The organism is Roseicyclus sp., assembly GCF_965662675.1.
Taxonomy (GTDB): Bacteria; Pseudomonadota; Alphaproteobacteria; order Rhodobacterales; family Rhodobacteraceae; genus Roseicyclus.
In genome coordinates this window covers 1-22,526 of record NZ_CBFIIK010000035.1, presented here as the reverse complement: position 1 = coordinate 22,526, position 22,526 = coordinate 1, and the positions used below count along the sequence as shown (strand labels likewise).

The 22,526-nt window shown below is 63.3% G+C and carries 20 protein-coding genes and 1 pseudogene; 7 read left to right on the top strand and 14 right to left on the bottom strand.

Annotated features, from left to right (window positions below; genetic code table 11):
- Positions 1-18 precede the first annotated feature (18 nt).
- Complete coding sequence (locus ACTG4J_RS07580; RefSeq protein WP_439138409.1) at positions 19-2,196, top strand: ATP-binding protein; 2,178 nt, start codon at positions 19-21, stop codon at positions 2,194-2,196.
- Positions 2,193-3,611 (top strand): nitrogen assimilation response regulator NtrX, encoded by a 1,419-nt coding sequence (gene ntrX, locus ACTG4J_RS07575; RefSeq protein ID WP_439138406.1) that lies wholly within the window; start codon positions 2,193-2,195, stop codon positions 3,609-3,611. Before ACTG4J_RS07580 ends, ntrX begins: the two co-directional genes overlap by 4 nt.
- Before the next feature lie 6 nt (positions 3,612-3,617).
- On the opposite strand, the gene ACTG4J_RS07570 is transcribed toward ntrX, so the two are convergent.
- The 5 genes from ACTG4J_RS07570 to ACTG4J_RS07550 form a co-directional block, all read right to left on the bottom strand.
- A complete protein-coding gene (locus tag ACTG4J_RS07570) occupies positions 3,618-4,787 on the bottom strand; it encodes a cytochrome P450 (RefSeq protein ID WP_439138408.1) in 1,170 nt (389 codons plus the stop codon).
- 115 nt (positions 4,788-4,902) lie between these two features.
- Complete coding sequence (locus ACTG4J_RS07565) at positions 4,903-7,197, bottom strand: TRAP transporter permease (RefSeq protein WP_439138404.1); 2,295 nt, start codon at positions 7,195-7,197, stop codon at positions 4,903-4,905.
- Positions 7,198-7,307: 110 nt separating this feature from the next.
- A complete protein-coding gene (locus ACTG4J_RS07560; RefSeq protein WP_439138402.1) occupies positions 7,308-8,300 on the bottom strand; it encodes a TAXI family TRAP transporter solute-binding subunit in 993 nt (330 codons plus the stop codon).
- 172 nt (positions 8,301-8,472) lie between these two features.
- Positions 8,473-9,864 carry a sigma-54-dependent transcriptional regulator gene (locus ACTG4J_RS07555; RefSeq protein WP_439138401.1) on the bottom strand — a complete coding sequence of 464 codons (1,392 nt, stop codon included), beginning with the start codon at positions 9,862-9,864 and terminating at the stop codon, positions 8,473-8,475.
- Positions 9,861-11,747, bottom strand: coding sequence for a sensor histidine kinase (locus ACTG4J_RS07550; protein WP_439138399.1), 1,887 nt, complete (start codon positions 11,745-11,747; stop codon positions 9,861-9,863). Before ACTG4J_RS07550 ends, ACTG4J_RS07555 begins: the two co-directional genes overlap by 4 nt.
- Positions 11,748-11,908: 161 nt before the next feature.
- Between ACTG4J_RS07550 and ACTG4J_RS07545 the strand changes: the two genes are divergently transcribed.
- Positions 11,909-13,174, top strand: coding sequence for an ABC transporter substrate-binding protein (locus tag ACTG4J_RS07545; RefSeq protein ID WP_439138397.1), 1,266 nt, complete (start codon positions 11,909-11,911; stop codon positions 13,172-13,174).
- On the opposite strand, the gene tpiA is transcribed toward ACTG4J_RS07545, so the two are convergent.
- The 8 genes from tpiA to mazG form a co-directional block, all read right to left on the bottom strand.
- On the bottom strand, positions 13,171-13,917 hold the full coding sequence (gene tpiA / locus ACTG4J_RS07540) for a triose-phosphate isomerase (RefSeq protein WP_439138396.1): 747 nt from the start codon (positions 13,915-13,917) through the stop codon (positions 13,171-13,173). The two genes, ACTG4J_RS07545 and tpiA, sit on opposite strands and share 4 nt — an antisense overlap.
- A gap of 77 nt (positions 13,918-13,994) precedes the next feature.
- Positions 13,995-14,321 carry a TfoX/Sxy family protein gene (locus ACTG4J_RS07535; protein ID WP_439138394.1) on the bottom strand — a complete coding sequence of 109 codons (327 nt, stop codon included), beginning with the start codon at positions 14,319-14,321 and terminating at the stop codon, positions 13,995-13,997.
- Positions 14,318-14,704: a HesB/IscA family protein gene (locus ACTG4J_RS07530; RefSeq protein WP_439138393.1), complete on the bottom strand. Its 387-nt coding sequence runs from the start codon at positions 14,702-14,704 to the stop codon at positions 14,318-14,320. Before ACTG4J_RS07530 ends, ACTG4J_RS07535 begins: the two co-directional genes overlap by 4 nt.
- Positions 14,705-14,788: 84 nt before the next feature.
- Positions 14,789-15,151: an SUF system Fe-S cluster assembly protein gene (locus ACTG4J_RS07525; protein WP_439138391.1), complete on the bottom strand. Its 363-nt coding sequence runs from the start codon at positions 15,149-15,151 to the stop codon at positions 14,789-14,791.
- Positions 15,152-15,285: 134 nt separating this feature from the next.
- The gene (locus ACTG4J_RS07520; RefSeq protein ID WP_439138390.1) at positions 15,286-16,173 is read right to left on the bottom strand and encodes an outer membrane protein transport protein; all 888 of its coding nucleotides are present in this window, start codon (positions 16,171-16,173) and stop codon (positions 15,286-15,288) included.
- Positions 16,170-16,424, bottom strand: coding sequence for a hypothetical protein (locus ACTG4J_RS07515; protein WP_439138388.1), 255 nt, complete (start codon positions 16,422-16,424; stop codon positions 16,170-16,172). The genes ACTG4J_RS07520 and ACTG4J_RS07515 overlap by 4 nt, the downstream gene beginning before the upstream one ends.
- Before the next feature lie 145 nt (positions 16,425-16,569).
- A complete protein-coding gene (locus ACTG4J_RS07510; protein WP_439138387.1) occupies positions 16,570-17,469 on the bottom strand; it encodes a DMT family transporter in 900 nt (299 codons plus the stop codon).
- 63 nt (positions 17,470-17,532) lie between these two features.
- The gene (mazG, locus tag ACTG4J_RS07505; RefSeq protein ID WP_439138385.1) at positions 17,533-18,333 is read right to left on the bottom strand and encodes a nucleoside triphosphate pyrophosphohydrolase; all 801 of its coding nucleotides are present in this window, start codon (positions 18,331-18,333) and stop codon (positions 17,533-17,535) included.
- 63 nt (positions 18,334-18,396) lie between these two features.
- Between mazG and ACTG4J_RS07500 the strand changes: the two genes are divergently transcribed.
- Entirely contained in the window at positions 18,397-19,563 is a 1,167-nt protein-coding gene (locus ACTG4J_RS07500; protein ID WP_439138383.1) for a M20 aminoacylase family protein, read from the top strand.
- A gap of 128 nt (positions 19,564-19,691) precedes the next feature.
- On the opposite strand, the gene ACTG4J_RS07495 is transcribed toward ACTG4J_RS07500, so the two are convergent.
- Entirely contained in the window at positions 19,692-20,210 is a 519-nt protein-coding gene (locus ACTG4J_RS07495) for a flavin reductase family protein (protein WP_439138381.1), read from the bottom strand.
- 141 nt (positions 20,211-20,351) lie between these two features.
- On the opposite strand from ACTG4J_RS07495, the gene speB reads away from it, so the two are divergent.
- The 3 genes and pseudogenes from speB to ACTG4J_RS07480 form a co-directional block, all read left to right on the top strand.
- On the top strand, positions 20,352-21,314 hold the full coding sequence (gene speB, locus ACTG4J_RS07490; RefSeq protein WP_439138379.1) for an agmatinase: 963 nt from the start codon (positions 20,352-20,354) through the stop codon (positions 21,312-21,314).
- 66 nt (positions 21,315-21,380) lie between these two features.
- Positions 21,381-22,325 (top strand): lysophospholipid acyltransferase family protein, encoded by a 945-nt coding sequence (locus ACTG4J_RS07485; RefSeq protein WP_439138377.1) that lies wholly within the window; start codon positions 21,381-21,383, stop codon positions 22,323-22,325.
- Positions 22,325-22,526 (top strand): annotated as a pseudogene (locus ACTG4J_RS07480) (glutamate racemase); the annotation flags it as partial. The gene ACTG4J_RS07485 and the pseudogene ACTG4J_RS07480, both read left to right, overlap by 1 nt.

The following is a 22,526-nucleotide window of genomic DNA, read 5'->3' as shown; positions in this document are numbered from 1 at the left end:
TTCAAGAACAACCCTGATGTGCGCAGCGCGGCCACCTTGGGCTTGGTGCTGCTTGGCCCTTTCCTTGCCTTTCTGACCTTTCTCGTTCTCGGGCCTTTGGCGGACCTGGCCGATGCGCCGGGGCTGCGGCTGATCTTGCTGGCCGATCTGATCTATATCCTCTTGGTTGCCGCCCTCGTGATGCGCGAGGTGGCGCGGATTTTGGCCTCACGGCGCGCGCGCTCGGCTGGATCGCGGCTGCATTTGCGGCTGACGGGCGTCTTCACCATCGTGGCGCTGGTGCCGACCATCCTTGTGGCCGTCTTCGCCACGATCACGGTGAACATGGGGCTTGAGGGCTGGTTTTCGGACCGCGTATCGCGCGCCCTGGGCAATTCGGTGGATGCCGCCGTCGCTTATAGCCAAGAACATCGCGACGATCTGGCGACTGATACAATGGCGCTGGCCAATTTCTTGAACCTCAACCGGCGCACCACGCTTTTGCAGACCGATGGCGATCTGCGCCAAGTGTTGAGCCAAGGCCAAAGCCGCATCCAGCGTGGCTTGGAAGAGGCCTTTGTCATCGACGGGCTGGGCGATATCCGGGCGCGGGGCGAATCGAGTTACCTGTTCGATTTCGAACGCCCCAACCCTGCTGATATCGCGCGCGCCGAGGCGGGTGAGTTGGTGCTGATCGAGGATCGTACGCAAAACGAGTTTCGCGCGCTCTACCGCCTCGATGCCTATCCTGACCGCTATCTTTACGTCAGCCGCGAGGTCGATGGCGAGATCCTCGCGCTGCTCGATGAAACGCAACAGACCGTGCGGCTTTACCGTCAGCTGGAATCCGAACGTGGCCGCGTGCTGTTTGAGTTTGGGCTGCTTTATCTGGGCTTTGCGATCATCATGGTGCTGGCTGCGATCTGGCTGGGACTATGGTTCGCCGAACGCCTGTCGCGCCCCGTGGGGCAGTTGGCGGGCGCCGCGCAGCGCGTGGGCCAAGGTGATCTGGATGTGCGCGTGCCCGATGATGGCGGCGATGATGAGATCGCGATGTTGGGACAGCTTTTCAACCAGATGACCCGCCAGCTCAAAGGGCAGCGCGACGCGATGGTCGAGCAAAACGACGCGACCGAGGCGCGGCGGCGGCTGTTTGATTCGGTTCTGAGCTCGGTGACCGCGGGCGTCATCGGCCTGACCGAAGGGGGGCGGATCGATTTCATGAACCGCTCGGCGCTGCGGCTGCTGCAAATGGTCGACCAGCGCGATCATGGGCTCAGCCTTTCGGCGGCGGTGCCCGAATTCGCGGCGCTTTTCGAGCGGTTGCAGAAATCCACCGCCGAAAGCGTTCAAGAAGAGATCAAGCTGACCCGGGGCGGCAAGCAAGAAAGCCTGCTTGTGCGCATGTCGACCCGGCGCAATGTCGATGAGGCGCTGGAAGGTTACGTGGTAGCCTTTGACGATGTCACCCAGCTTGTCAGCGCGCAGCGCCTGGCTGCTTGGGGCGATGTCGCGCGTCGGATCGCCCATGAGATCAAGAACCCGCTCACGCCCATCCAATTGTCGGCCGAACGCATCAAGCGCCGCTATGCCCGCGATCTGGAAGGCGAGGACAAGATCCGCCTTGAAGAAATGACCGAGATCATCGTGCGCCAGACCAATGACCTGCGCCGGATCGTCGACGAGTTTTCGAAATTCGCCCGGATGCCCGAACCCGATACCAAGGCCGAGGATCTCGCCCGCCTCACGCGGGAGGCGGTGACCTTGCAGCGCGCGGGTCAGCCGGGGGTGCAATTCGTCACCGATATCCCCGAGACGCCAGTCATGGCAGAGCTTGACGCCACGATGATCGGTCAGGCGTTGACAAACTTGATCAAGAACGGCGGCGAAGCAATTGAAACGCTTCAGGAAAAAGGGCCGCCTGATGGCTATGTGCCGGAATTGCGCATCAGCTTGGCGCTGGCCGATGGTATGGCCGTGATCACCATCGCCGACAATGGCATCGGCCTACCTGCGGATCGGGCCAAGCTGTTCGAGCCCTATGTCACCACCCGCGACAAGGGCACGGGGCTGGGCCTGCCGATCGTCAAGAAGATCGTCGAAGAACACGCAGGCACGCTTGAGTTGATCGATGCCGAACCTTTTGGACCCAATGCCCATGCGGGCGCTGCGGCCCGCATCACATTGCCCATCTTGCACAACGGAGATCTGGTATGAGTGACATTCTGGTCGTGGACGACGAACGCGATATCCGCGAGTTGATCTGCGACATCCTGCGCGATGAGGGCTACACCACGCGCATGGCCGGAAATTCGGATGATTGCATGGCCGAGTTGAACCGTGCGGCGCCGGGTTTGATGATCCTCGATATCTGGCTCAAAGACAGCAACATGGACGGGATCGACATCCTGTCCCATGTCAAACGCGATAATCCCGAGGTGCCGGTCGTGATCATTTCGGGTCATGGCAATATCGAGATCGCGGTCGCCGCGATCAAGCAAGGCGCCTATGATTTCATCGAGAAACCCTTCAATATCGACCAGTTGCTGGTCGTCATCCGCCGCGCGATGGAGGCCTCCAAGCTCAGGCGCGAGAATGCCTCGCTGCGCCGCCAAGATGGGCGTGTCGCGGATATGGTGGGCAATGGCGCGGCTTTTCGTGCGCTGAAATCGCAGCTCGACAAGGTGACCAAATCCAATGGTCGCGTGATGCTGACGGGTGGGCCGGGATCGGGCAAGGAAATGGCCGCGCGCTATGTGCATGCCAATTCGAACCGCGCCGATGCGCCCTTTGTCATCGCCTCCTCAGCCGCGATCCAGCCCGACGAGATGGAGGTCAAGCTGTTCGGCCGCGAAAGCGCCGAGCGCGGCACAGAGCAGGGGTTGCTAGAACAGGCCCATGGCGGGGTGATCTATTTCGACGAGGTCGCGGATATGCCGCTTGGCACCCAGTCCAAGATCCTGCGCGTGCTGGTCGATCAAAGTTTCAGCCGCGTGGGCGGCACGGCCAAGGTGCGGGTCGATCTGCGCGTCATCTCGTCTACGTCGCGCGATCTGGTTGCCGAGATCGCCGAGGGGCGGTTTCGCGAGGAATTGTATCATCGGCTGAACGTGGTGCCGATCGAGGTGCCAAGCCTTGAGGATCGGCGCGATGATATTCCCGATCTGGCGCGCCATTTCATCGCCGAGTTCAACCGCGAACAAGGCTTGGCCGCGCGCGAGTTGGGCGAAGATGCGGTGACGCTCTTGCAGACGATGCGTTGGCCGGGAAATGTGCGCCAGCTGCGCAACATGATCGAGCGGGTGCTGATCTTGGGCGATGACACAGGCCCGATCGAGGCCGGCGATCTGCCCGGTCAGGGCGAGGCGGGTTCTGGCGCCGCAGATGACGGGATCGGCCTGTCGGCGCGGCTGACCACCTTGCCGCTGCGCGAGGCGCGCGAATTGTTCGAACGCCAATATTTGATGGCCCAGATCAACCGTTTCGGCGGCAATATCAGCCGCACGGCCAGTTTCGTGGGCATGGAGCGCTCGGCCTTGCATCGAAAGCTGAAATCATTGGGCGTGGTGACCACCTCGAAATCCGGTGCACGCATCGCGCAGATGGAAGAGGACGACGAGGACGAGAATTGAGTGCGCCTAGGCAATGACCGGCAACGCACCGAGCCCGTGGAAATGGTAGATATCGGCGTAGCGTGGCGGGGCGGCGAGGCGGAGCTGGGGATGGCGCTGGAACAAGATCGGGAGTGCCGTTTGCAGTTCCAACCGCGCCAACGCTGCGCCGACGCAAAAATGCAACCCCGCCCCAAAGGCTTGGTTCACCGGCCCGTCACCCCGCGTGGGTTTGAAGCGATCGGCCTGTGCATAGGCCGCGCCACAGCGGTTGGCCGAGGCCAGCAAGAGCCCGATTTGCGCGCCGCGCCTGATCGCTTGGCCAAACAGCGTCACATCCTCATAGGCGTAACGGGTGAACATGTGCAGCGGTGGGTCGTAACGCAGGATTTCTTCGACCAAGGGCGCGGCGTTTCGGTCAGGGCGGGCGCCGGTTTCGAGGCATAGTTTCACCCCGTTGCCAAGGCTATGGACCGTCGCCTCATGGCCTGCGTTGAGCAGCAAGATACAGGTGGAGATCAACTCATCAGTCGAGAGCGTCGCGCCATCGGCCTCGGCCGCGATCAACGCGCTGATCAGATCGTCTGCGGGGGTGGCGCGGCGCGCCTCGACATAGCTGTGCAGAAAGGCGGCGAAGTCCTTGGCTGCTGTCGCGGCTTCATCCTCTTGATGCCTTGTGCGGCCAGCTTGATACATCTGCACCATCGCGCTTGACCAGCGCAGAAGCTCTGGGGCCATCGCCTCGGGCACGCCCAATAGCCGGGCGATGATGATCACAGGGATCGGGCGGCAATACGCATCGAGCAGGTCGAAAGCCGCGCCGCGCGGCAGGGATGATGCCAGATCATGCGCCAGCGCCGCGATTTCGGGGCCGAGCGCCTGGATGCGGCGCGAGGTGAAGGCGCGCAAGACCAGCCCACGCAACCGCGTGTGGCGGGGCGGCTCCAACTCAAGCATGGAATGGGCCTCGACCGCGTAGAAAGGGGCCAGATGGGCGGGGTAATCGACCGGCGCAATGGGTTCGCGCCCGAAACGGCGGTCGCGCAGAATCGTGTTGACGGCCGCATGGGTGGTGGCCATTGGCATGCCATATTCCTCCCACCAGACCAGATGCCCCGCGGCGCGCGCACGGGCGTAGAAAGGGTAGGGGTCTTGGACAAAGCCGGGGTCTGTCGGGGATTGGGAAAGCCGCTGCATGAGCGTGAGCATGGCAGGCGATCTTGCGCTTTGCCAGCGCCTTGCAAGCGTATTTCTTGAAAGATGAAGAGACGCGCCGCCCGTGTCGAAGGGGCGGCGCGCCTGCGTATTGGCTTCAGTCCGCGCCGCGCACCGGGATGCTGACATCGGCGCGTGGTTTGAAGAGCCGCTGCACAAGGTAAAGGCCCACCGCCGCCCCAAATCCGAGCAGATCGGTCACAAGGCCGCCCTCGATCATGAAAAGCGCCGCGATGATCAAGCCAATGCGGATAAACCAGACCGAGCGCCCGCCCATGAACCAGCCCTGCACGCCCGCCGACAGCAAGAACACCCCGAAGGTCGCGGTGATGCCTGCACGGATGATCTCGATCGCGGTGCCGTCCATCAAGAGGGCGGAGTTGTAGAAGAACATGAAGGGCACGATGAAGGCCGCGATGCCGATGCGGAAGGACGCGACCGAGGTTTCCATCGGGTTGGCCCCGGATATGCCCGCCGCCGCATAGCTGGCCAGCGCCACCGGTGGCGTGATGGCCGAGACCACGGCGAAGTAGAAGACGAAGAAATGCGCCGTCAACTGGGGAATGCCAAGCTGGACCAGACCCGGTGCCACGACCGAGGCCGCGACTGCGTAGGCCGCCGTGGTGGGCATGCCCATCCCCAAGAGGATCGCGATGCACATGGCGAAGAAGAGCGCGAGCAACTGGCTGACACCCGCAAGGTCAAGCAGCACGTTCGAAAAGCGCGCGCCGACCCCGGTCAGTGAGATCACGCCCACGATGATGCCTGCACAAGCGCAGACCGCGATGATCTGGATCGACATGACACCGGCCAGCTCGAAGGCCTTGAGGATGGCGCGTGGTCCCATCGCATGCGGGGTGAGCCAGCTGATCATGGCGGCGGCCACGGTGGCAAGCGTGCCTGCCCGGATCACCGAGTAACCCATGAAGAGCGCCGCGATCAGGATGATGATCGGCACGAAGAGATAGACCTGTTTGATCAGGCGCTTGAGCTTTGGCAGCTCTTCTTCGCGCATGCCGCGCATGCCGAGTTTGGCGGCCTCGAAATCGACCATGAAGTAGATCGAGGCGAAGTAAAGGATCGCGGGGATGATCGCGGCGATGGCGATCTCTTGATAGGGGATGCCCGTCACCTCGGCCATGATGAAGGCGCCAGCCCCCATGATCGGGGGCATGATCTGGCCCCCGGTGGAGGCCGCGGCCTCGACTGCGCCGGCGGTTTTCTTGTGATAGCCGACCTTTTTCATCAGCGGGATGGTCAGCGATCCAGTCGCCACCACATTGCCCGCCGATGTGCCGTTGATCATGCCCATGAGGCCGCTGGCAAAGATCGCCACCTTGGCCGGGCCACCGCGCGCGCGCCCCGCCATTGCGAAGGCGAAATTGACGAAATAGTCGCCCACTTTCGACGCCTGCAAGAAGGCCGCGAAGATGATGAAGAGAATGATATAGGTCGAAGACACCGCCGTGGTCGGCCCCAAGATGCCCGCATCCGAATAGACATGGCCGAAAAAGCGCTGCCAGCTATAGGCGCGGTCGACGGCCAGAAGGCCGGGCAAAAGATGCGCGGTAAAGGTGTAAAGCAGGAAGATGCCAGTGATCACAACAAGTGCCAGACCCGCGACGCGGCGCGTCAACTCGAGGATCAGCGCCGAACCGGCGGTGGCAGCGAAAGCCACGCCGATCGGCACGAAGGTGGTGCCGACCGAATTGCGTGCTGCGGTGCCATAGATCGCGATCAGGTAGATGGCCACGACGATGCCGCAGGCGGCCAGCACGATGTCAGAGGCGGCAAAGCTGTCGCGCGCGCGGCGCTCGAACCAGCCGGTGATGATTGCGCCAAAGGTCGCGATCAACAGTGGGATGCCGAACCAGTTGACCTCGGCGGCATAGGTGGGTGTGCCGGGAAAGGCGGCCCATGTGGTCAGCCCGCCCATTTGCGGCAATGTTCCCGAGGCGATCTGCGCAGAAAAACCGATAGCGGTCGCCCCGGCGATCAGCGCGGGAATACCGAAGGCCGCCGCCAGGATCGACAACAGCCGCGTCTGCTTGGACGCCCCGGTTTCATCTGCAAAGCCGTGGGCGGCGAATATCAGGAAGCCGAGCGCAAGCGCGCCGGCGATATGCATGATGCGAAAATTCCATGTCTCAAGCGGGAATTGCGGCAAGAACGCAAGCTCGATACCCGTCCAGCTGGAAAGCGACACGCCGTTGAGTGCAAGCATGTGCACAAGTGCGTAGAGGATCGCGACGATCGCCACGGCGATATAGCCCGAGCCGGTGAACAGGCGGCGATTGCCTTCGACCGGGTCTTCATCCACGCCTTCGGCCAAGATCGGGCCGTCGATCTGATCATCGCGCGGGTCATCGTTGCGCATCTGTTCGGTGGTCATCGCCTAATCCCCCCTGGATCGCCCCATGCCCTGCGGTATGTGCAGGGCCGGTTCGGAAAGGGCCGCGCCCGGCAAGCAGGCGCGGCCCCAGATCACGTCACGCGTGACGATTACATGCCGTGGATCTTGTCGGCGGGGATGGTTGCACCGGCGTTCTCGGTGAACCAGCGCGCCGCGCCGGGGTGCCACATCATCGCGGTGTTCTTGTCCCAATGCTCGGGCAGAGTTTCACGCGCTGCCGAGTGGACGCCGACCATACGCTCGTTATCCGACATCACGACATCGACGATGGCATAGACGAGGGTTTCGGGCAGGTCGCAGTTGGCCACCGAGAAGTTCCACATCGCAACGGCCGGGGCCGGCGCGGTGAGGGTGGTGTAGGTCTCGGCCGGGATGTCGAAACGCGACACGGGGAAGGCATCGGTGATGGTGCCCAGTTCCGCATCGGTGAAGCCGACGATGTTGATGTCGGTCTGCACTTCAAGCTGCGACACGGCCGGGATCGGCACGCCTGCGGCGAATGCGATCACATCCAGCAGGCCATCCTGAAGCTGGCTGCCCAGATCCGACCAGCCGCCGTTGCGACGGTCAAATTCCACGCCCAGCGTTTCCAGCATGGCGGGGAAGTAGGTGTCCGAGGTGGAGCCTGCAGGGCCGAAGCCGATGCGTGCGCCGGCCGGAATGTCGGCGATCGAAGTGATGCCCGAGGATGCCAGAGCGGTCACCGAGAAGGGTGTCTGGTACATCGGGAACATCGCGCAGGCGCCGGTCATCTGAAGGCCGGGTGCGATCGGGTTGGTGCCGGCCAGCGATTCCGCGGCAGGGCCCATGGTGGTCATGCCGAAGGGCAATTCGCCGGTGTGGACCAGCGCCATGTTCTGCATCGGGCCACCGGTCACTTCGGCGCCGCCCGACAGGCCGAGCTGCTCTGCAGCAAGGCCGGCCCAGCCGGAACCGTAACCGAAATAGGTGCCGCCCTGCGAGCCGGTGCCGACCGTGAAGCTTTCGGGCCAGCCGGTGCGGTCGATATGACCACCGGCGAATGCGGCCGTTGCGGTGAGTGCAGTTGTCGCCGCGAAGGCGGCCAGACGGGTGAACGTCATGTTTGTCTCCCTTGTGAACAGATCAAGCGCCCAGATCCCCCCCGGGCTGCTCGTGGGGGCGGTGTGGCCTGCGCGGCTGCGCTATGCAAGCGATGCATGCCCGGTTTGCACAAAAGAAGAGGGTTTTCGAACTCGGATGGGTCGAATGCGACCCCAACGGCGCAAACCGATGTTACGTTTTCGACACATCGGGGGGTGAAACGCTGCCGTCAGCCTCATCATCGCGAAACTGCTCACGACGCAAACCATGGCGCTGCATCTTTTCATAGAGCGCCTTTCGGCTGACCTTGAGCGCCGTATAGGTCGCCTTGACGCTGCCGCCATTGGCGGCAAGTGCGGCTGCGATCAGGCGGCGCTCATGGGCTGCAACCTGTCCGGCCAAGCTATCGTCGGCGGCGATATCGGCTTGCGCAAAATCCGGATCAAGGCCAAGCGCCATCCGTTCGGCGGCATTGCGCAGCTCGCGCACATTGCCGGGCCAATCGCGCATGGTCAGCGCGGAAAGCACCGCGCCCGGCACAGCGGGCGGGCTGCGCCCCTCGCGGGTGGCGGCGGCGGCCAGCAGGGCGGAAAACAACATCGGGATATCTTCGCGCCGCTCGGCCAATGTCGGCAGGCGCAATGTCACCACGTTGAGCCGATAGAGAAGGTCGGGCCGGAATTGGCCCGCGCGCACCGCTTCGACCAGATCGCCCTTGCTCGAGGCCAAGATCCGCAGATCGAGCGGGATCGGATCATTCGAGCCGAGCCGCGTGACCATGCGATGTTCGATCGCATGCAAAAGCTTGCCTTGCACCGGCAGCGGCAGGCTGTCGACCTCATCGAGGAACAAGGTGCCGCCGCGGGCATGTTCGAACTTGCCATAGCGCGCGCGTGTTGCACCCGGAAAGGCACCTGCCTCATGGCCAAAAAGCTCGTTCTCGATCAGCGCGGTGGGCAGGGCGGCGCAATTGACGCCGACAAAGGGGCGCAGCGCGCGCGCGCTGATATCGTGGAGCGTCTGCGCCATGACGGTTTTTCCGGTGCCTGTCGCACCCTCGATCAGCACATCGGCCTCGGTCGCGGCCACGGCGCGCAGGCTGGCGCGCAGCCGCGTCATCACCGCCGAGCGCCCCAAAAGCCGGGTGGCGACGGGGTCGGCACCAAGATCGGGCCCCGCCACCGCGCGCAGGCGGCGATTTTCCAAAGTCAGCCGCCGCTTTTCCAAGGCACGGCCGACCGCTTGCACCAGCCGCGCGGGCGCATAGGGCTTTTCGAGGAAATCATAGGCCCCATCGCGCATCGACTGGACCGCCAGATCGACATCGCCATGTCCCGTGACCAAGATGACGGGCAATTCGGCGTCGATCTTGAGTGCCTCGGCCATCAGGCTCAGCCCATCCATGCCGGGCATGCGGATATCGGTGACCAGAACGCCGGGAAAATCGCGCCCAAGCTGGGCCAGCGCGCTGGTCGCATCGGGGCAGGCGATCACCTGCAGATCGGCCAGCATCAAGGCTTGGGTCGCGGCATGGCGCAGGGGCGCCTCGTCATCGACGAACAAGATGGGGGCCGTGTTGCTCATTGTGCGGCGATCTCGTCCGGTGCGGCGCTCAGGTCAAGCTCGACCGTGAACAGCGCGCCACCTTCGGGATGGTTGGACGCCGTCAAGCGCCCGTTGAAATCGCGCACGATATTGTAGGAAATCGACAGTCCCAGCCCGAGGCCCTGACCCGGGGCCTTGGTGGTGAAGAATGGATCGAAGGCCTGCGCCAGCGCGGCATCGCTCAGACCCGGACCGATGTCGCGGACCATCAGCTTGCAGCGGCCATCTTCCACGGCCATTGAAATGGTGATCTCGGGGCGTGCCGATCCCTCCATCGCGTCAAGCGCATTGCCGATGAGATTGACGATCACCTGTTGCAGCCGCACCCGCCCGCCGATCACCCAAAGATCGTCGGGGGGCAAGCTGTTGGTCAGCACCGCTTGCGCGGCGGCCAAGCGCGGCCCCATCAAGGCCAGCGCATCATCCACGACTGCGCCGATTGGCACCGGGCCGGTCTTGTCTTGGGGGCGGCGGGCGAAATTGCGCAGATGCTTGGAGATCGCGGCCATGCGGTCCGTCATCGCCGAGATCAGGCGGATATTTTCGCGCGCGTCACCCTCGCGGCCCCGGTCGAGAAAGGTGGCGGCATTCTCGGCATAGGCTTTGACGGCGGCAAGCGGCTGGTTGAACTCGTGGCTGAGCGCCGCCGACATCTGCCCCAGCGCGGCAAGTTTGCCCGCTTGCACCAATTCGGCCTGTGTGCGTCGCAGCTGCGCCTCGGCGCGCACGCGCTCATCGACCTGTTGGCGCAAAAGCGTGTTCGCCTCGTCAAGTTCGGTGGTCCGCTCGCGGACCCGCGCCTCGAGCCGGGCGCGCGCATGCTCGCGCGCGGCAAGCCGGTCTTCCAACTGGATACGCCGCTGCCAGATCACGGCGGCGATCAACACGATGAACAGCGCGATCAACAATCCGATGGCCAGCGTATTGGCGGCTTGCAACTGCGCGGGCGCAAGTGGCGACAAGATCGACACGCGCCAGCCAGCAGCGGCGATCAGCCCAGTTTGCATGATGTAGCTGTTGCCCCCATCGGCAATGTCGAAGGTCACGGTTTCGTAGCCGGAACTGCCCAGAGCCGCGCGGCGCGCAGGCAAGCTGCGCAGTGCTGCAACAGGGTATTGGCGCGTGGCCACGATGCTTTCCAAAGCCGCCTCGGCCATCGGGCCAAAGGTGCGGAAATGCCAATTCTGTCGGTCCGACAGAAAGATGACATTTGCCATGTCCTGCACGATCACGGTCGCGGCACTTTCATTCCATGTGGCTTCGAAATCATCGAGCGTGATCTTGACGGCTACAACGCCTGTGGTCTCGGTGCCGTCGATCACGGGGGCCGCAAAGAAATAGCCGCGCTCGCCCGATGTGGTGCCAAGGGCGTGAAACCGCCCGATGCCACCTTCGAGCGCATCGGTGAAATAGGGGCGATAGGCAAAGTTGCGCCCGACAAAGGACCGATCCGTCCGATACGATGAGGCGGCGATCGTCTGACCCTCGGCATCCATCACATAGACATCCGAGACATCCAGCCGCAACGCCGTTTGGCGCATCTGCTCATTGACGAAGGGCAAAAGCCCGGAATTCTCCGGGTCGCGCAAGAGCCGCGCGATGCTGGCGCGTTCGGCCAGAAGCGCTGGTAGAACCTCGGCCTTGTCCAAGGCCCCGCGCAGGTTTTGGATCGTCAGTTCCAACGTGGCACTGTCGCGGTCGCCGATTGCGATGGCATAGGCATGTTCCAGCCGCGGATAGACCAAAAGCGCCGCCAAGCACATCAGCGCGAGCGCGCTGCCGATCAGCGGCATCAGGCGACGGTCGCGGACCCGCTCCGGTCCGGCAGCGGTGGTGGTGGTATCGCGCGTGGTGTGATCCATGCTCATGCCCGACAGTATATGCGACGATGCAGCGCCGCTGACCAGAGGGTGAGGGCGCGCAGCCTTGCGCGCTGTCGGATTTCGCCTTTCTCGGACGGGTCGCTGCGGTTAGGCTGCGCTTTTAAGGGGCGGCCGCGCCCATTGGTTTTCGGGAGTTTGTCATGTGCCTTCGCCGCCCTGCCTTTGCCCTCACGGCGATCATCTGTCTTGGCTGTGCTGCGCCGGTCTGGGCGCAAACGGGGCTATGTGCGGGGCTCGGGGATGGGGGCCAGTGGATGGGGCAGGGGCAGGCAGGCTCGGATATCGCCAGCGCCGCCGCATCCTTGGATGTGTCGGTGGCGTCGACGGCGGGCGCACGCGCGGTCGGTCTGTTTTCGCTCGGCACCGCGATGCAGGTCCGGGTCGAGGCCGCGCCGACGACAGCCGATGGCGACACGATCATCGAGTTGTTCGATGCCGATGGGCGGCTTTTGGTCATCGATGACGATAGCGGCGGCGGGGTGTCGAGCCGCGCCGAGCTTGCACTTGAACCGGGGTCGTATTGCCTTGCCGTGATGGGCTTCGGCGGCGAGGCGGTGCGCGCCGAGATGCGCGTCAGCCGCCTTGAGATGCCCGCGCTGACCGCAGGGTTGGCGGGTGGCTTTGGCGATTGGCAGGGCGGCGCGCCCTTCGTGGGGATCGATCCTTGCCTCGCCGATACCCCGGCGGTGACTTTGCGCGCAGGTCCGATCGATGCCGAACTGGACAAGGGTGTGAGCATGGCCAATAGCGTGGAGGCGGCCCCCTATTACCGCTTCAGCCTTGCCGCGCCGCAGGCGCTGTCGATCCGGGCCACCAATGAGCAAGCCGATCCCTATATCTATCTTTTCGATGCGGCGGGTGTGTTGCTGGCCGAGAATGACGATGCCGACAGCCTCGATAGCCGGATCGATATCTTGCAGCCATTGGCGGCGGGTGATTATTGCGTCGGCATGCGCGCCTTGTCCGATCCCGGTTTGCCGATCCGGCTGACGATTTCGGCACGCGGTCTGCAAGAGGCCGCCGCCGCGGCCTATGCCACCGCCGAGATCGCGCCGCCGCTTGACGGGTCTTGGCCGGTCGAGGATCTGGGGGTCTTGACCACGACCAGCACGCGGGAATGGCAAGTTCCCGGCGATCAGGCGCAATGGTTCGTCTTTGAAAGCCCGGACGCGGGGTTGGTACTGATCACCGCCGATGAGATCAGCAACAGCGACCCGATGCTGGAGGTTTTCGACGCACAGGGCAATTGGCTGGGCAGCAATGACGATGCGAATGGCAGTCTGGATGCCGAATTGGCCCTGCCGGTGCAGGCGGGGCGTTACATTGTCGCGCTGCTGCAATTCGGATCGGATCAGCAAGGCAGCGTTCGGCTTGCCCTGACCCGCTATGTGCCAGCCACGCCCTAGGCGCGGGCAAGCGCGGCGATGATGGGGGAAAAAGCCGCCGCGTTGAGCGAGGCGCCGCCGACCAAGGCCCCGTCGACATTGGCGATGGCAAAGATCGCGGCGGCGTTCTCGGCCTTGACCGAGCCACCATACAAGATCGCCATCTCAGCCCCTGCAGCGCCGAAGTGATCGCATAAAAGCGCGCGGATCGCAGCATGCACTGCCGCGATTTCATCATCTTGCGGCACAAGGCCCGTACCGATCGCCCAGACCGGCTCATAGGCGATGATGATCCGTGCTGCGGCGTCGCTCTGGGGCAGGGCGTGGCGGAGCTGGGCTGTCACGATGTCTTGCGTCGTGCCGGCCTTGTATTGCGTTTCGGTCTCGCCCACGCAGAGGATGATTTGCAGCCCGGCGGACAGGGCGGTTTCAAGCTGTGCTTGGATCATGGCATCGGTTTCGCCATGATCGGCCCGACGCTCGGAATGGCCCAAGATGACATGGGTCGCGCCCGCATCGACCAGCATGCCGGCCGCGATATCGCCGGTATGTGCGCCCTTGATCGCAGCGTGGCAGGATTGGCCGCCCACCGCGATCGGATGGCTGCCGATATGGCTCACCATGCGGTGGATCAGTGTGGCGGGCGGGCAGATCACCACATCCACCGAAGGCGCGGGATTGGCGGCCATGAGCGCGTCGATCTCGGCCAGCGCGGCGCCATCGCCATGCATCTTCCAGTTTCCGGCTGCGATCTTGCGGGGCATGGGCGTGGTCCTGTTCATACGATACTGCCGTCAGGGGTGGCAGGGCGCGGCTTGCGGGTCAAGCCGAAGCCGCGCGGCTAGAGTTGCGCAAGCGCGCGGCGCGCCCAATCGCAGGCGATCTCGGGGTCGTCATAGGCCGCAGCGGGCAAGGTCCAATAGGGCATGCGCGTGGGCTCCGCGCGCCCTGCGCGCCGATAGGACCATTGGGTGGCCCCCGCCGCCGCCAAGGCTGCGATTATCTCTCCCGCCGCTTTGAGGTGGATGGCGCCATCACGCATCACGATGGCGAAGATGGTCCCGCGATGATAGAGGCACAAGCCCCCCATCATGCGCCGCGTGCTGATCTCGCCCAGGCCCGCGAAGACATCACGCGCCGCCGTGATCTGTTCGGCGCGCAGGCTCATCCCCGGCTGGTGGCCTGTTCTGCCGCTAATTCGGCTGCATCCTTGAACTTGATCGACTCGCCGCAGCCGCAGGCATCGGCCACGTTGGGATTGCGGAACTTGAAGCCCGCCTCGAGCAAGCTTGTCTCGTAATCGATCTCGGTGCCGAACAGGAACATCTGCGCCATGGGCGCGATCAAGACCCGCGCGCCATCTTGCTCGACGATCTCGTCATGCGGATTGATCTCGCTGACGTAATCCATGGTGTATTCCATGCCCGCACAGCCACCCTTCTTGATGCCGATGCGCAGGCCTTGGGTGCCGTCGCGCGCCATAAGGCGCTGGATCTGCGCCGCCGCGGCGGGCGTGATGGTGACGGCCTGCTTGCCGGGGATGCCGAACATGGCGTCAGCTCCTTGTCGCTCTTGCGATGTGGGAAAGATAGGCGGTGTCGCGCTTTGGCTCAAGAGGGCGCAGGCGATGCGCCATCACATGAAACCCAATTCCAGCCGCGCCTCGTCCGACATCATGTCCATGCCCCAAGGCGGATCCCATGTCAGCTCGACATCGACATGCTTGACCCCTGCGAGCGGCTCGACCGCATCGGCGACCCAGCCGGGCATCTCGCCCGCGACGGGGCAACCGGGTGCGGTCAGCGTCATGGTCACGCGCACCTCGTTTTCGGGGTTAATGTCGATGGTGTAGACCAGCCCCAGATCGAAGATATTGACCGGGATTTCAGGGTCATAGACGCTGCGGCACGCCTCGACGACGCTGTCGTATAGCGGGTGGTCGGTGCTTGATGGCTTGATAAGCGGTGTGCCCTCAAGCTGCGGGTCATGCTCTGACATGGGTTCGTGCCTTCCGCGGAATTCCTGAGTGAAGATATAAGGAAAGGGGCGCGGGGCGTAAAGGGTGGCATTGCCCAAAAGAAAACCCCCGCGCAGCGGGTGCGCGGGGGGGAGTGCAGAGTTAAGTGTGTACGTTAAAAGCTAAAGCCGATGCGCAAACCAAAGCCGATCACGCTGTTGTCGTTGAAGTTTACCTGACCGCCCGCGGCTTGCTGGTTCAAAACGATCTGATCGCCAGGGATGCCATAGGTAAACCCGCCCGAGACGGTCATGGCGTCTTTCGTGTACTGACCAGCAAGGGCCAAGCTGTTGAGGCCGGTCGTCGGTGCAAGGGCGGTGTCGCTCGGCGTCGTGCCCGGCGTGCGGTGCGTGTAGGATACGGAAGCGGACCAATTTTCATTGATCCGTCGGCCGACGCCGAGGTTATATGTCGTCGAGCCGGATGTGAAATTCACATAGCGCGCATTGGTCTGACCTGGGACGACCGAGTTCGGAACGGTCAGGTTGAAACCATCCCACATCTGGTAACGTACCGAACCGAAAACCAGTGTATCTGCAGCCACTCCCGACTGAAATTCGAGATCGTACGACTCGGGAAACTCGGTCTCGAATGGGCGGCTTGCCGGTGCGCCAATGCTCTGCTCGGTCGCCGAAAACGCGAGGGAAATAGGGCTGTGATAGGTCAATGCAACACGCAATGCGATTTCGGGCACTTCGTAGGCTCCGCCGATCAAAAATCCATAACCCGTATCGCTGCTAGCGCTCAGATTGGCTGGAAAGGCTGGCGGGTTTGCGAGCGAAGGGGCTTGGGTTGGGTCAAACGCTGGATTTGAAAAAAACGTGTTGATCGTCCCTTCACCGCGCAGGGCGCGAATGCCGACATGCGCACTGACATTTTCGTTGAAAGAGTACCGACCAATCAGGGTCAGCGCATCGGTTTCAACATTGGCACCTCCACCATTAAAGATACCCGGAGAAGGCGCGTAGCGCACTGCAGCGCCATAGGGCGTATCATAGATCAAACCAACGGACAGGTATCACTATATCGATGCACAAACCCAAATCCTGGCATCTGATAGTCGACCAAAGGGTTTTCGATCCCGGTTGCGCCTGCCTTTGGACGCACGGTTCCAAACGAAAGCTCTGCGTAATTTCCAGATGGCCCCACATTTTCAAACATCAGGCGCATGGATTGATCTGTGCGGCTAATGTAGGCCTGTGCGACTGCAGTCGATGCCAAAAGTGCCGCGGAGGCGGCTGCGATGCGGTTCATGATGTCTCTCCCCCAAGACAAGAATAGTCTTCCTCGCGCCTATATCCGTGCATTTATTGACAGCGGTCAATTCTGCCCCTGCGTCATCTTCGGCGCGACCTCGGGGGACGTGCGTGATTGTGACGGTTTTGCTACACAAACAAGCTCAGCCCGTTTTGCGCTGGCTGGTCAGGATATTGATGTAATTGGCGGCGAAGATCATTGCGGCGCCGAACAACACTCCCCATTCCAGCGGCTCGGCGTAAAGTACGATCCCCACCACCGCGATCACGGGGAGGCGCGCGAAATCCATCGGCATCACCACCGAGGCGGGCGCGATCGACAGGGCCGTTGTCAGGCAGAAATGCGCCGTCAGCCCGCCCAACCCGATCACCGTGATCCAAGGCAGCATCGCCGCCGATGGGATGGTCATATCTCCATCCCACAAACAGGCGATCAAGCCGATGACAAGCTGCATCGTGGTCAGCCAGAACAAGATGCAAGTGATCGTCTCGGTCCGCGTCAGCCGCTTTGTCAGGATCGCGGTGCCTGCGAAAAACACCGCGCCGATGGCCGCCGTGATCATGCCGGCCGAGATCGGCTGCACGCCGGGTTGCACCACCGCAAGCACGCCCAAGAACCCGACCAGCCCCGCGATCACCTTCCACAAGGTCAGCCGCTCGCCCAAAAACAGCGCAGCAAAGGCCATCGTCCAAAGCGGCGAGGTGAATTCCAGCGCGAAGACCAGCGCCAAGGGGGCCACGGTAATGGCGTAAAACCACAGGTTCTGTCCGGTGAAATGGAACAGGTTGCGCAACAGATGCACACCCATATGGCGGCGCGTGACTTGGCCCAGCGTGCCCGCGACGCGCGCCACCAAAAGCACGATCACCACCCCGATCATCGAGCGGTAGGTCATCATCTCGAAGGTGTCGAGTTCCAGTGCTGCCGCGCGCCCGGCCACGGCCATCGCCGAGAACGCCACGATCGCCCCGATCATCCACAGCGCCGCGCGCAGCGGTTGGTTGGTCGGTTCAGGGGGGCGTGCGGTGGCGGTCTGGGTCATCTGGCCATACTGTCCTTGGGCGTGATCACGCGATGCCCGGTTTCGCGGGCAAGGGCAAGCGCGCTAAAGCCCGCCACGCTTGGCGCCATCCCACAACGCGTCCATTTCGGCCAGATCGCTGTCCTCGGGCCGCTTGCCCAGCTTGGCCAGTTCCGCCTCGATAAAGGCGAAGCGGCGGGTGAATTTCGTATTGGCGCGGCGCAGCGCATCTTCGGGATCAACCTTGAGATGGCGGGCGAGATTGGCCATGACGAACAACAGATCACCCATCTCCTCGGCGATCTTGTCTTGCGGCAAGGCATCGCGCGCTTCGGCCAATTCGCGGGCTTCTTCGGCGATCTTGTCGATGACTTGGCCGATCTCGGGCCAGTCGAAGCCGACGCGCGCGGCACGCTTTTGCAGCTTTTCGGCGCGCATGAGCGCGGGCAGGCCCAAGGCCACATCATCGAGCACGCCGCCGCGTGCCTTGGCCGCGCGCTCGGCGGCCTTGACGCTTTCCCAATCGGCCACTTGTTGATCGGCTGATTTCGCGTTGCTTTCATCCCCGAAGACATGGGGGTGGCGCGCGATCATCTTGTCGGCGATGGCGCTGGCCACATCGTCGAGGTCGAACAGCCCCGCCTCGGCGGCCATTTGGGCGTGAAACACCGATTGGAACAGCAGATCGCCCAATTCGCCCTTCAACTCGTCCCATGCTTGCCGCGCGATCGCATCGGCAACCTCATAGGCCTCTTCGATCGTATAGGGGGCGATGGTGGCGAAATCCTGTTCGACATCCCAAGGGCAGCCCGTCACAGGATCGCGTAGCCGCGCCATGATGGCGCGCAGCCGATCAAGTGGGGGAAGTCGGGAAAGCTCGTCCATTGCGCAACCGTGTCGATTGGGTCAGGAGTTCGTTAGACCCAAACCGACCCGAGGAGTCCAGCCATGCCCATCATCAATCGTATCGCGGGGCTTGCGCCCGAGATGACGGCGTGGCGGCGGCATCTGCATGCCCATCCCGAACTGGGTTTCGATTGCCACGAGACAGCGGCCTATGTCGCCGCGCGTCTGGCCGAGATCGGGGTCGATGAAATCCATACCGGCATCGCCCAATCCGGCATCGTGGCGATGATCAACGGCCAAGGTGCGGGGCCTGTCGTGGGTCTGCGCGCCGATATGGACGCGCTGCCGATCCATGAGCAAAGCTCTGTCGGTCATGCCTCGACGGTGCCGGGCAAGATGCATGCCTGTGGCCATGACGGACATACCGCGATGCTTTTGGGGGCGGCCAAGTATCTGGCCGAGACGCGCGGCTTTCGGGGCCGCGTCGCGCTGATCTTTCAGCCCGCCGAAGAAGATGGCGGCGGCGCAGGCGTGATGGTCGCCGAAGGCATCATGGATCGGTTCGACATCGCCGAAGTCTACGCGCTGCATAACGCACCCGGCCAAGAGGCGGGGCGGATCATCACCACCCCCGGCCCGATCATGGCCGCCGTCGATGAGTTCACCATCCGAATCGCGGGGCGCGGCGGTCATGGGGCGATGCCGCATGAGACGGTTGATCCGATCCCGCCTGCGGTCTCCATGGTGCAGGCGATCCAGACCATCGTTTCGCGCAATCATCATGCGCTGAAGGATCTGGTCATCTCCGTGACACAGATCCACGCAGGCACCACGGATAATGTCATTGCGGGCGAGGCGATGATCAACGGCACGGTACGGACCTTCGATCCGGCGGTGCAGGCGATGGTCATGGAGCGGATGGCGGCGATCGTGGCAGGTCAGGCGGCCAGTTTCGAGGTGAAGGCGACGCTCGACTACGCCATCGGCTACCCGGCCACGATCAACGATCCCGCACGCACGGAATTCGCCGCTGAAGTCGCCGCCGAGCTTGTCGGCGCGGACAAGCTCGATGCAGCGGCAGGTCGTGAAATGGGGGCGGAGGATTTTTCATACATGCTGCAGGCCCGGCCCGGCGCCTATCTGTTCCTCGGTGCGGGCGCGGGTCCGGGGCTGCATCATGCGGGTTATGATTTCAACGACGAGATCTTGCCCATCGGGGCCAGCCTTTTGGCGCGCCTGGCCGAGCGCGCATTGCCACTCGCGGGGTAGGGTGCGAATTTTCGCGTGAAAATTCGTCTGTTGCCACGCGCCTTGCGCGTGATGCCGTTGTTTTTTGGGGGGCGCTGCCCCCGCCCGTGCCGGGCGCCCCCGGGATATTTTTGAAACGAAGAAGCGCCCTACTGTGCGACGGCGCGCAGGTAGCGGCGCATGCCGTAGAGCAGCGGCTCGCCCTTGGGCGCGACATGGACCGCCTTGACCGCGCCGATGCAGATATGGTGGGTGCCGATCCGGTCGGCCGAGACCAGCGCGCAATCGAAGCTGACAAGGGCGTTCGCCAAGCAAGGCGCGCCAGTGGCGGCACTGAAGATCTCGACGCCGGCGAATTTGTCGCCACCCGGCGCGGGGCTGCGCGAGGAGAAGATATCGGAAATCGCGGTCTGGTCGCTTTGTAGCACATTGATACAAAAACAGCCGTTTTCCAGCACCAGCGGCAGGACCGAGGAGGCGGCATTGAGGCAGGTGAGCATCGTCGGCTCTTCGCCATCGGCCGAGACCGAGGTCATGGCCGAGACCGTGACGCCCGCGCGGCCTGCGGGGCCATCGGTGGTGACCACGGTGACCGAGCTTGCCGCCCGGCTCATACCATCGAGGAAAGCGGTTCTCAGGGCCTCACGCTGTCGGGTCGTGTCGTTCATGGCCATTCTCCTCGGGGTGATCGCGCGGGGCTGTACCTGCCTTAGGGGGCAGCTAGGGGCAAGGGTTCAAAAGTCACGCCGGTGCTTGCGTTTTCGCGCAACTCAGGGCAGGCGAAGTGGCAACGGGACGGAGGGTGAGCCATGGCCTTGGAAGATGCAAAGCGCGATGCGGATGGTGCGTTCACGCGCGAGGGGTTCAAGGGCTTGGCCTTCGAGAACGCCTTCGCCGGCGCGCCGAGCTTTCTGCGCCGCCGCTACAGCAAGGATTTGCGCGGTGTCGATCTGGCGGTCACCGGCATCGGTTTCGACCAAGCGGTGACCAACCGCCCCGGTGCGCGCTTGGGCCCGCGTGCGATCCGGGCGGCATCGAGCCTGCAGCCCTATGATCCGCCCTATGGTTGGGATGGCTTTTCACCCTTGGAGGAATTCGCCATCGCCGATTACGGCGATATGGCTTTCGATTATGCACATACCGCCGATGTGCCTGCGCGGATCGCGGCGCATGTTGGAGGCATCCTTGCGGCGGGTGCGGGCTGTATCGTGCTGGGTGGCGATCATTCGATCACCTTGCCGATCCTGCGGGCGCATGCCGCCAAATACGGGCCGCTGGCCTTGATCCAATGCGACGCGCATACTGATACTTGGCCCGATGATGACGCGGCCCGGATCGATCACGGCACCTTTTGCTACAAGGCGGTGAAGGAGGGGCTGATCGATGTCGCGGCCTCGGCGCATGTGGGCATCCGCACGGTGGTTGAGGACAATCTTGGCATCAAGATCCATGATGCGCGCGAGCTGCATCTGCGCGGCGCCGATGCGGTGGCGGCCGATATCCGCGCGCGGGTCGGCGCACGCCCGGTCTATCTGAGCTTCGATATCGACGCGCTTGACCCGGCCTTTGCGCCGGGCACCGGCACGCCGGTCTGGGGCGGCTTGTCGAGTGCGCAGGCTGCCCAGCTTTTGCGCGGTCTGGCGGGGATCAACCTTGTGGGCGGCGATGTGGTCGAAGTCGCGCCCCCTTATGACCATGCCGAGATCACGGCAGTGGCCGCCGCGCATGTTGCCATGGAATTGATCTGTCTTTGGGGCTGGACGCGGCGCTGAGCGCTGGACCGACTCACGCGTAACAGGCTAGATCGTGCCAAGATGTCGAAAAGGGCTATCGCCGTCATGCCGCGCCTTTCCAAAAACGATCCCCGCCGCGCTGTTGCGCGTGAAATCTCCTACGCGTCGTCAGCGGCCTCGCGGGGTGGGCGTGCGATGATCCGCGTGATGGAGAATGCCACCGGGCGGCTATCGCTGATCAAGCGGGCCGATGGCTATGATGACGAGGTCCGGCTAGGGCGCGATTTCTGGCAGGTGATGGTGGAGCGCTACGGTCTCGACCTGCGGGTAGTGGGGGGGGCGCTCGATCTGATCCCGCGCGAGGGGCCGTTGATCTTGATCGCAAATCACCCCTACGGCATTCTCGACGGGTTGATGATGGGCCATATCCTTAGCCTTGTGCGCGGCGATTTTCGGATCATGGCGCATCGTGTGTTCCGCAAGGCCGAAGATATCGAGCGGGTGATCCTGCCCATTTCTTTCGACGATACGAAAGAGGCGCTGGCGCTCAATATCGCGACACGCAAAACCGCGCTGTCCTATCTGGCGCAAGGTGGCGCAATCGGGATTTTCCCCGGTGGCACCGTCTCGACCGCCGCAAAACCCTTTGGGCGACCGATGGATCCGGGCTGGCGCAGTTTCACCGCGCGCATGATCGCGAAATCGGATGCGACCGTGGTGCCGGTGTTTTTCGATGGCCATAATTCGCGGCTGTTCCAGCTGATGAGCCATCTGCATTCGACATTGCGCATGGGGCTTTTGATCAAGGAGTTCCGGGCGCGGGTGAATAGCCCGGTCGATGTGGTGGTGGGTCAGCCGATCCCGCGTGAAACGCTCGATAGCTATGCGGGCGATGCGCGCGCAATGATGGCGTTCTTGCGCGAAACCACATATGGGCTCAGCCCGAGACCTCTTGACCCATCGGTGCGGGGGTTCGAATTCGAACAGCGCCATCGCTCTGCCGAAGAGAACGAGGGGCGCAAGCGCAAGATCTTGGGGGATCGTTACTGATGGCGGTTGGCATCTTCGACAGCGGCCTTGGTGGGCTGACCGTGCTCGATGCGGTGGCCGCGCGGCTGCCTGATGTGCCGCTGGTCTATTTCGGCGACAACGCCAATACGCCCTACGGGGTGCGCGATGCCGATGATATCTATGACCTGACAACGCGCGGCGTGCAGGCCTTGTTCGACGAGGGCTGCGATCTGGTGATCT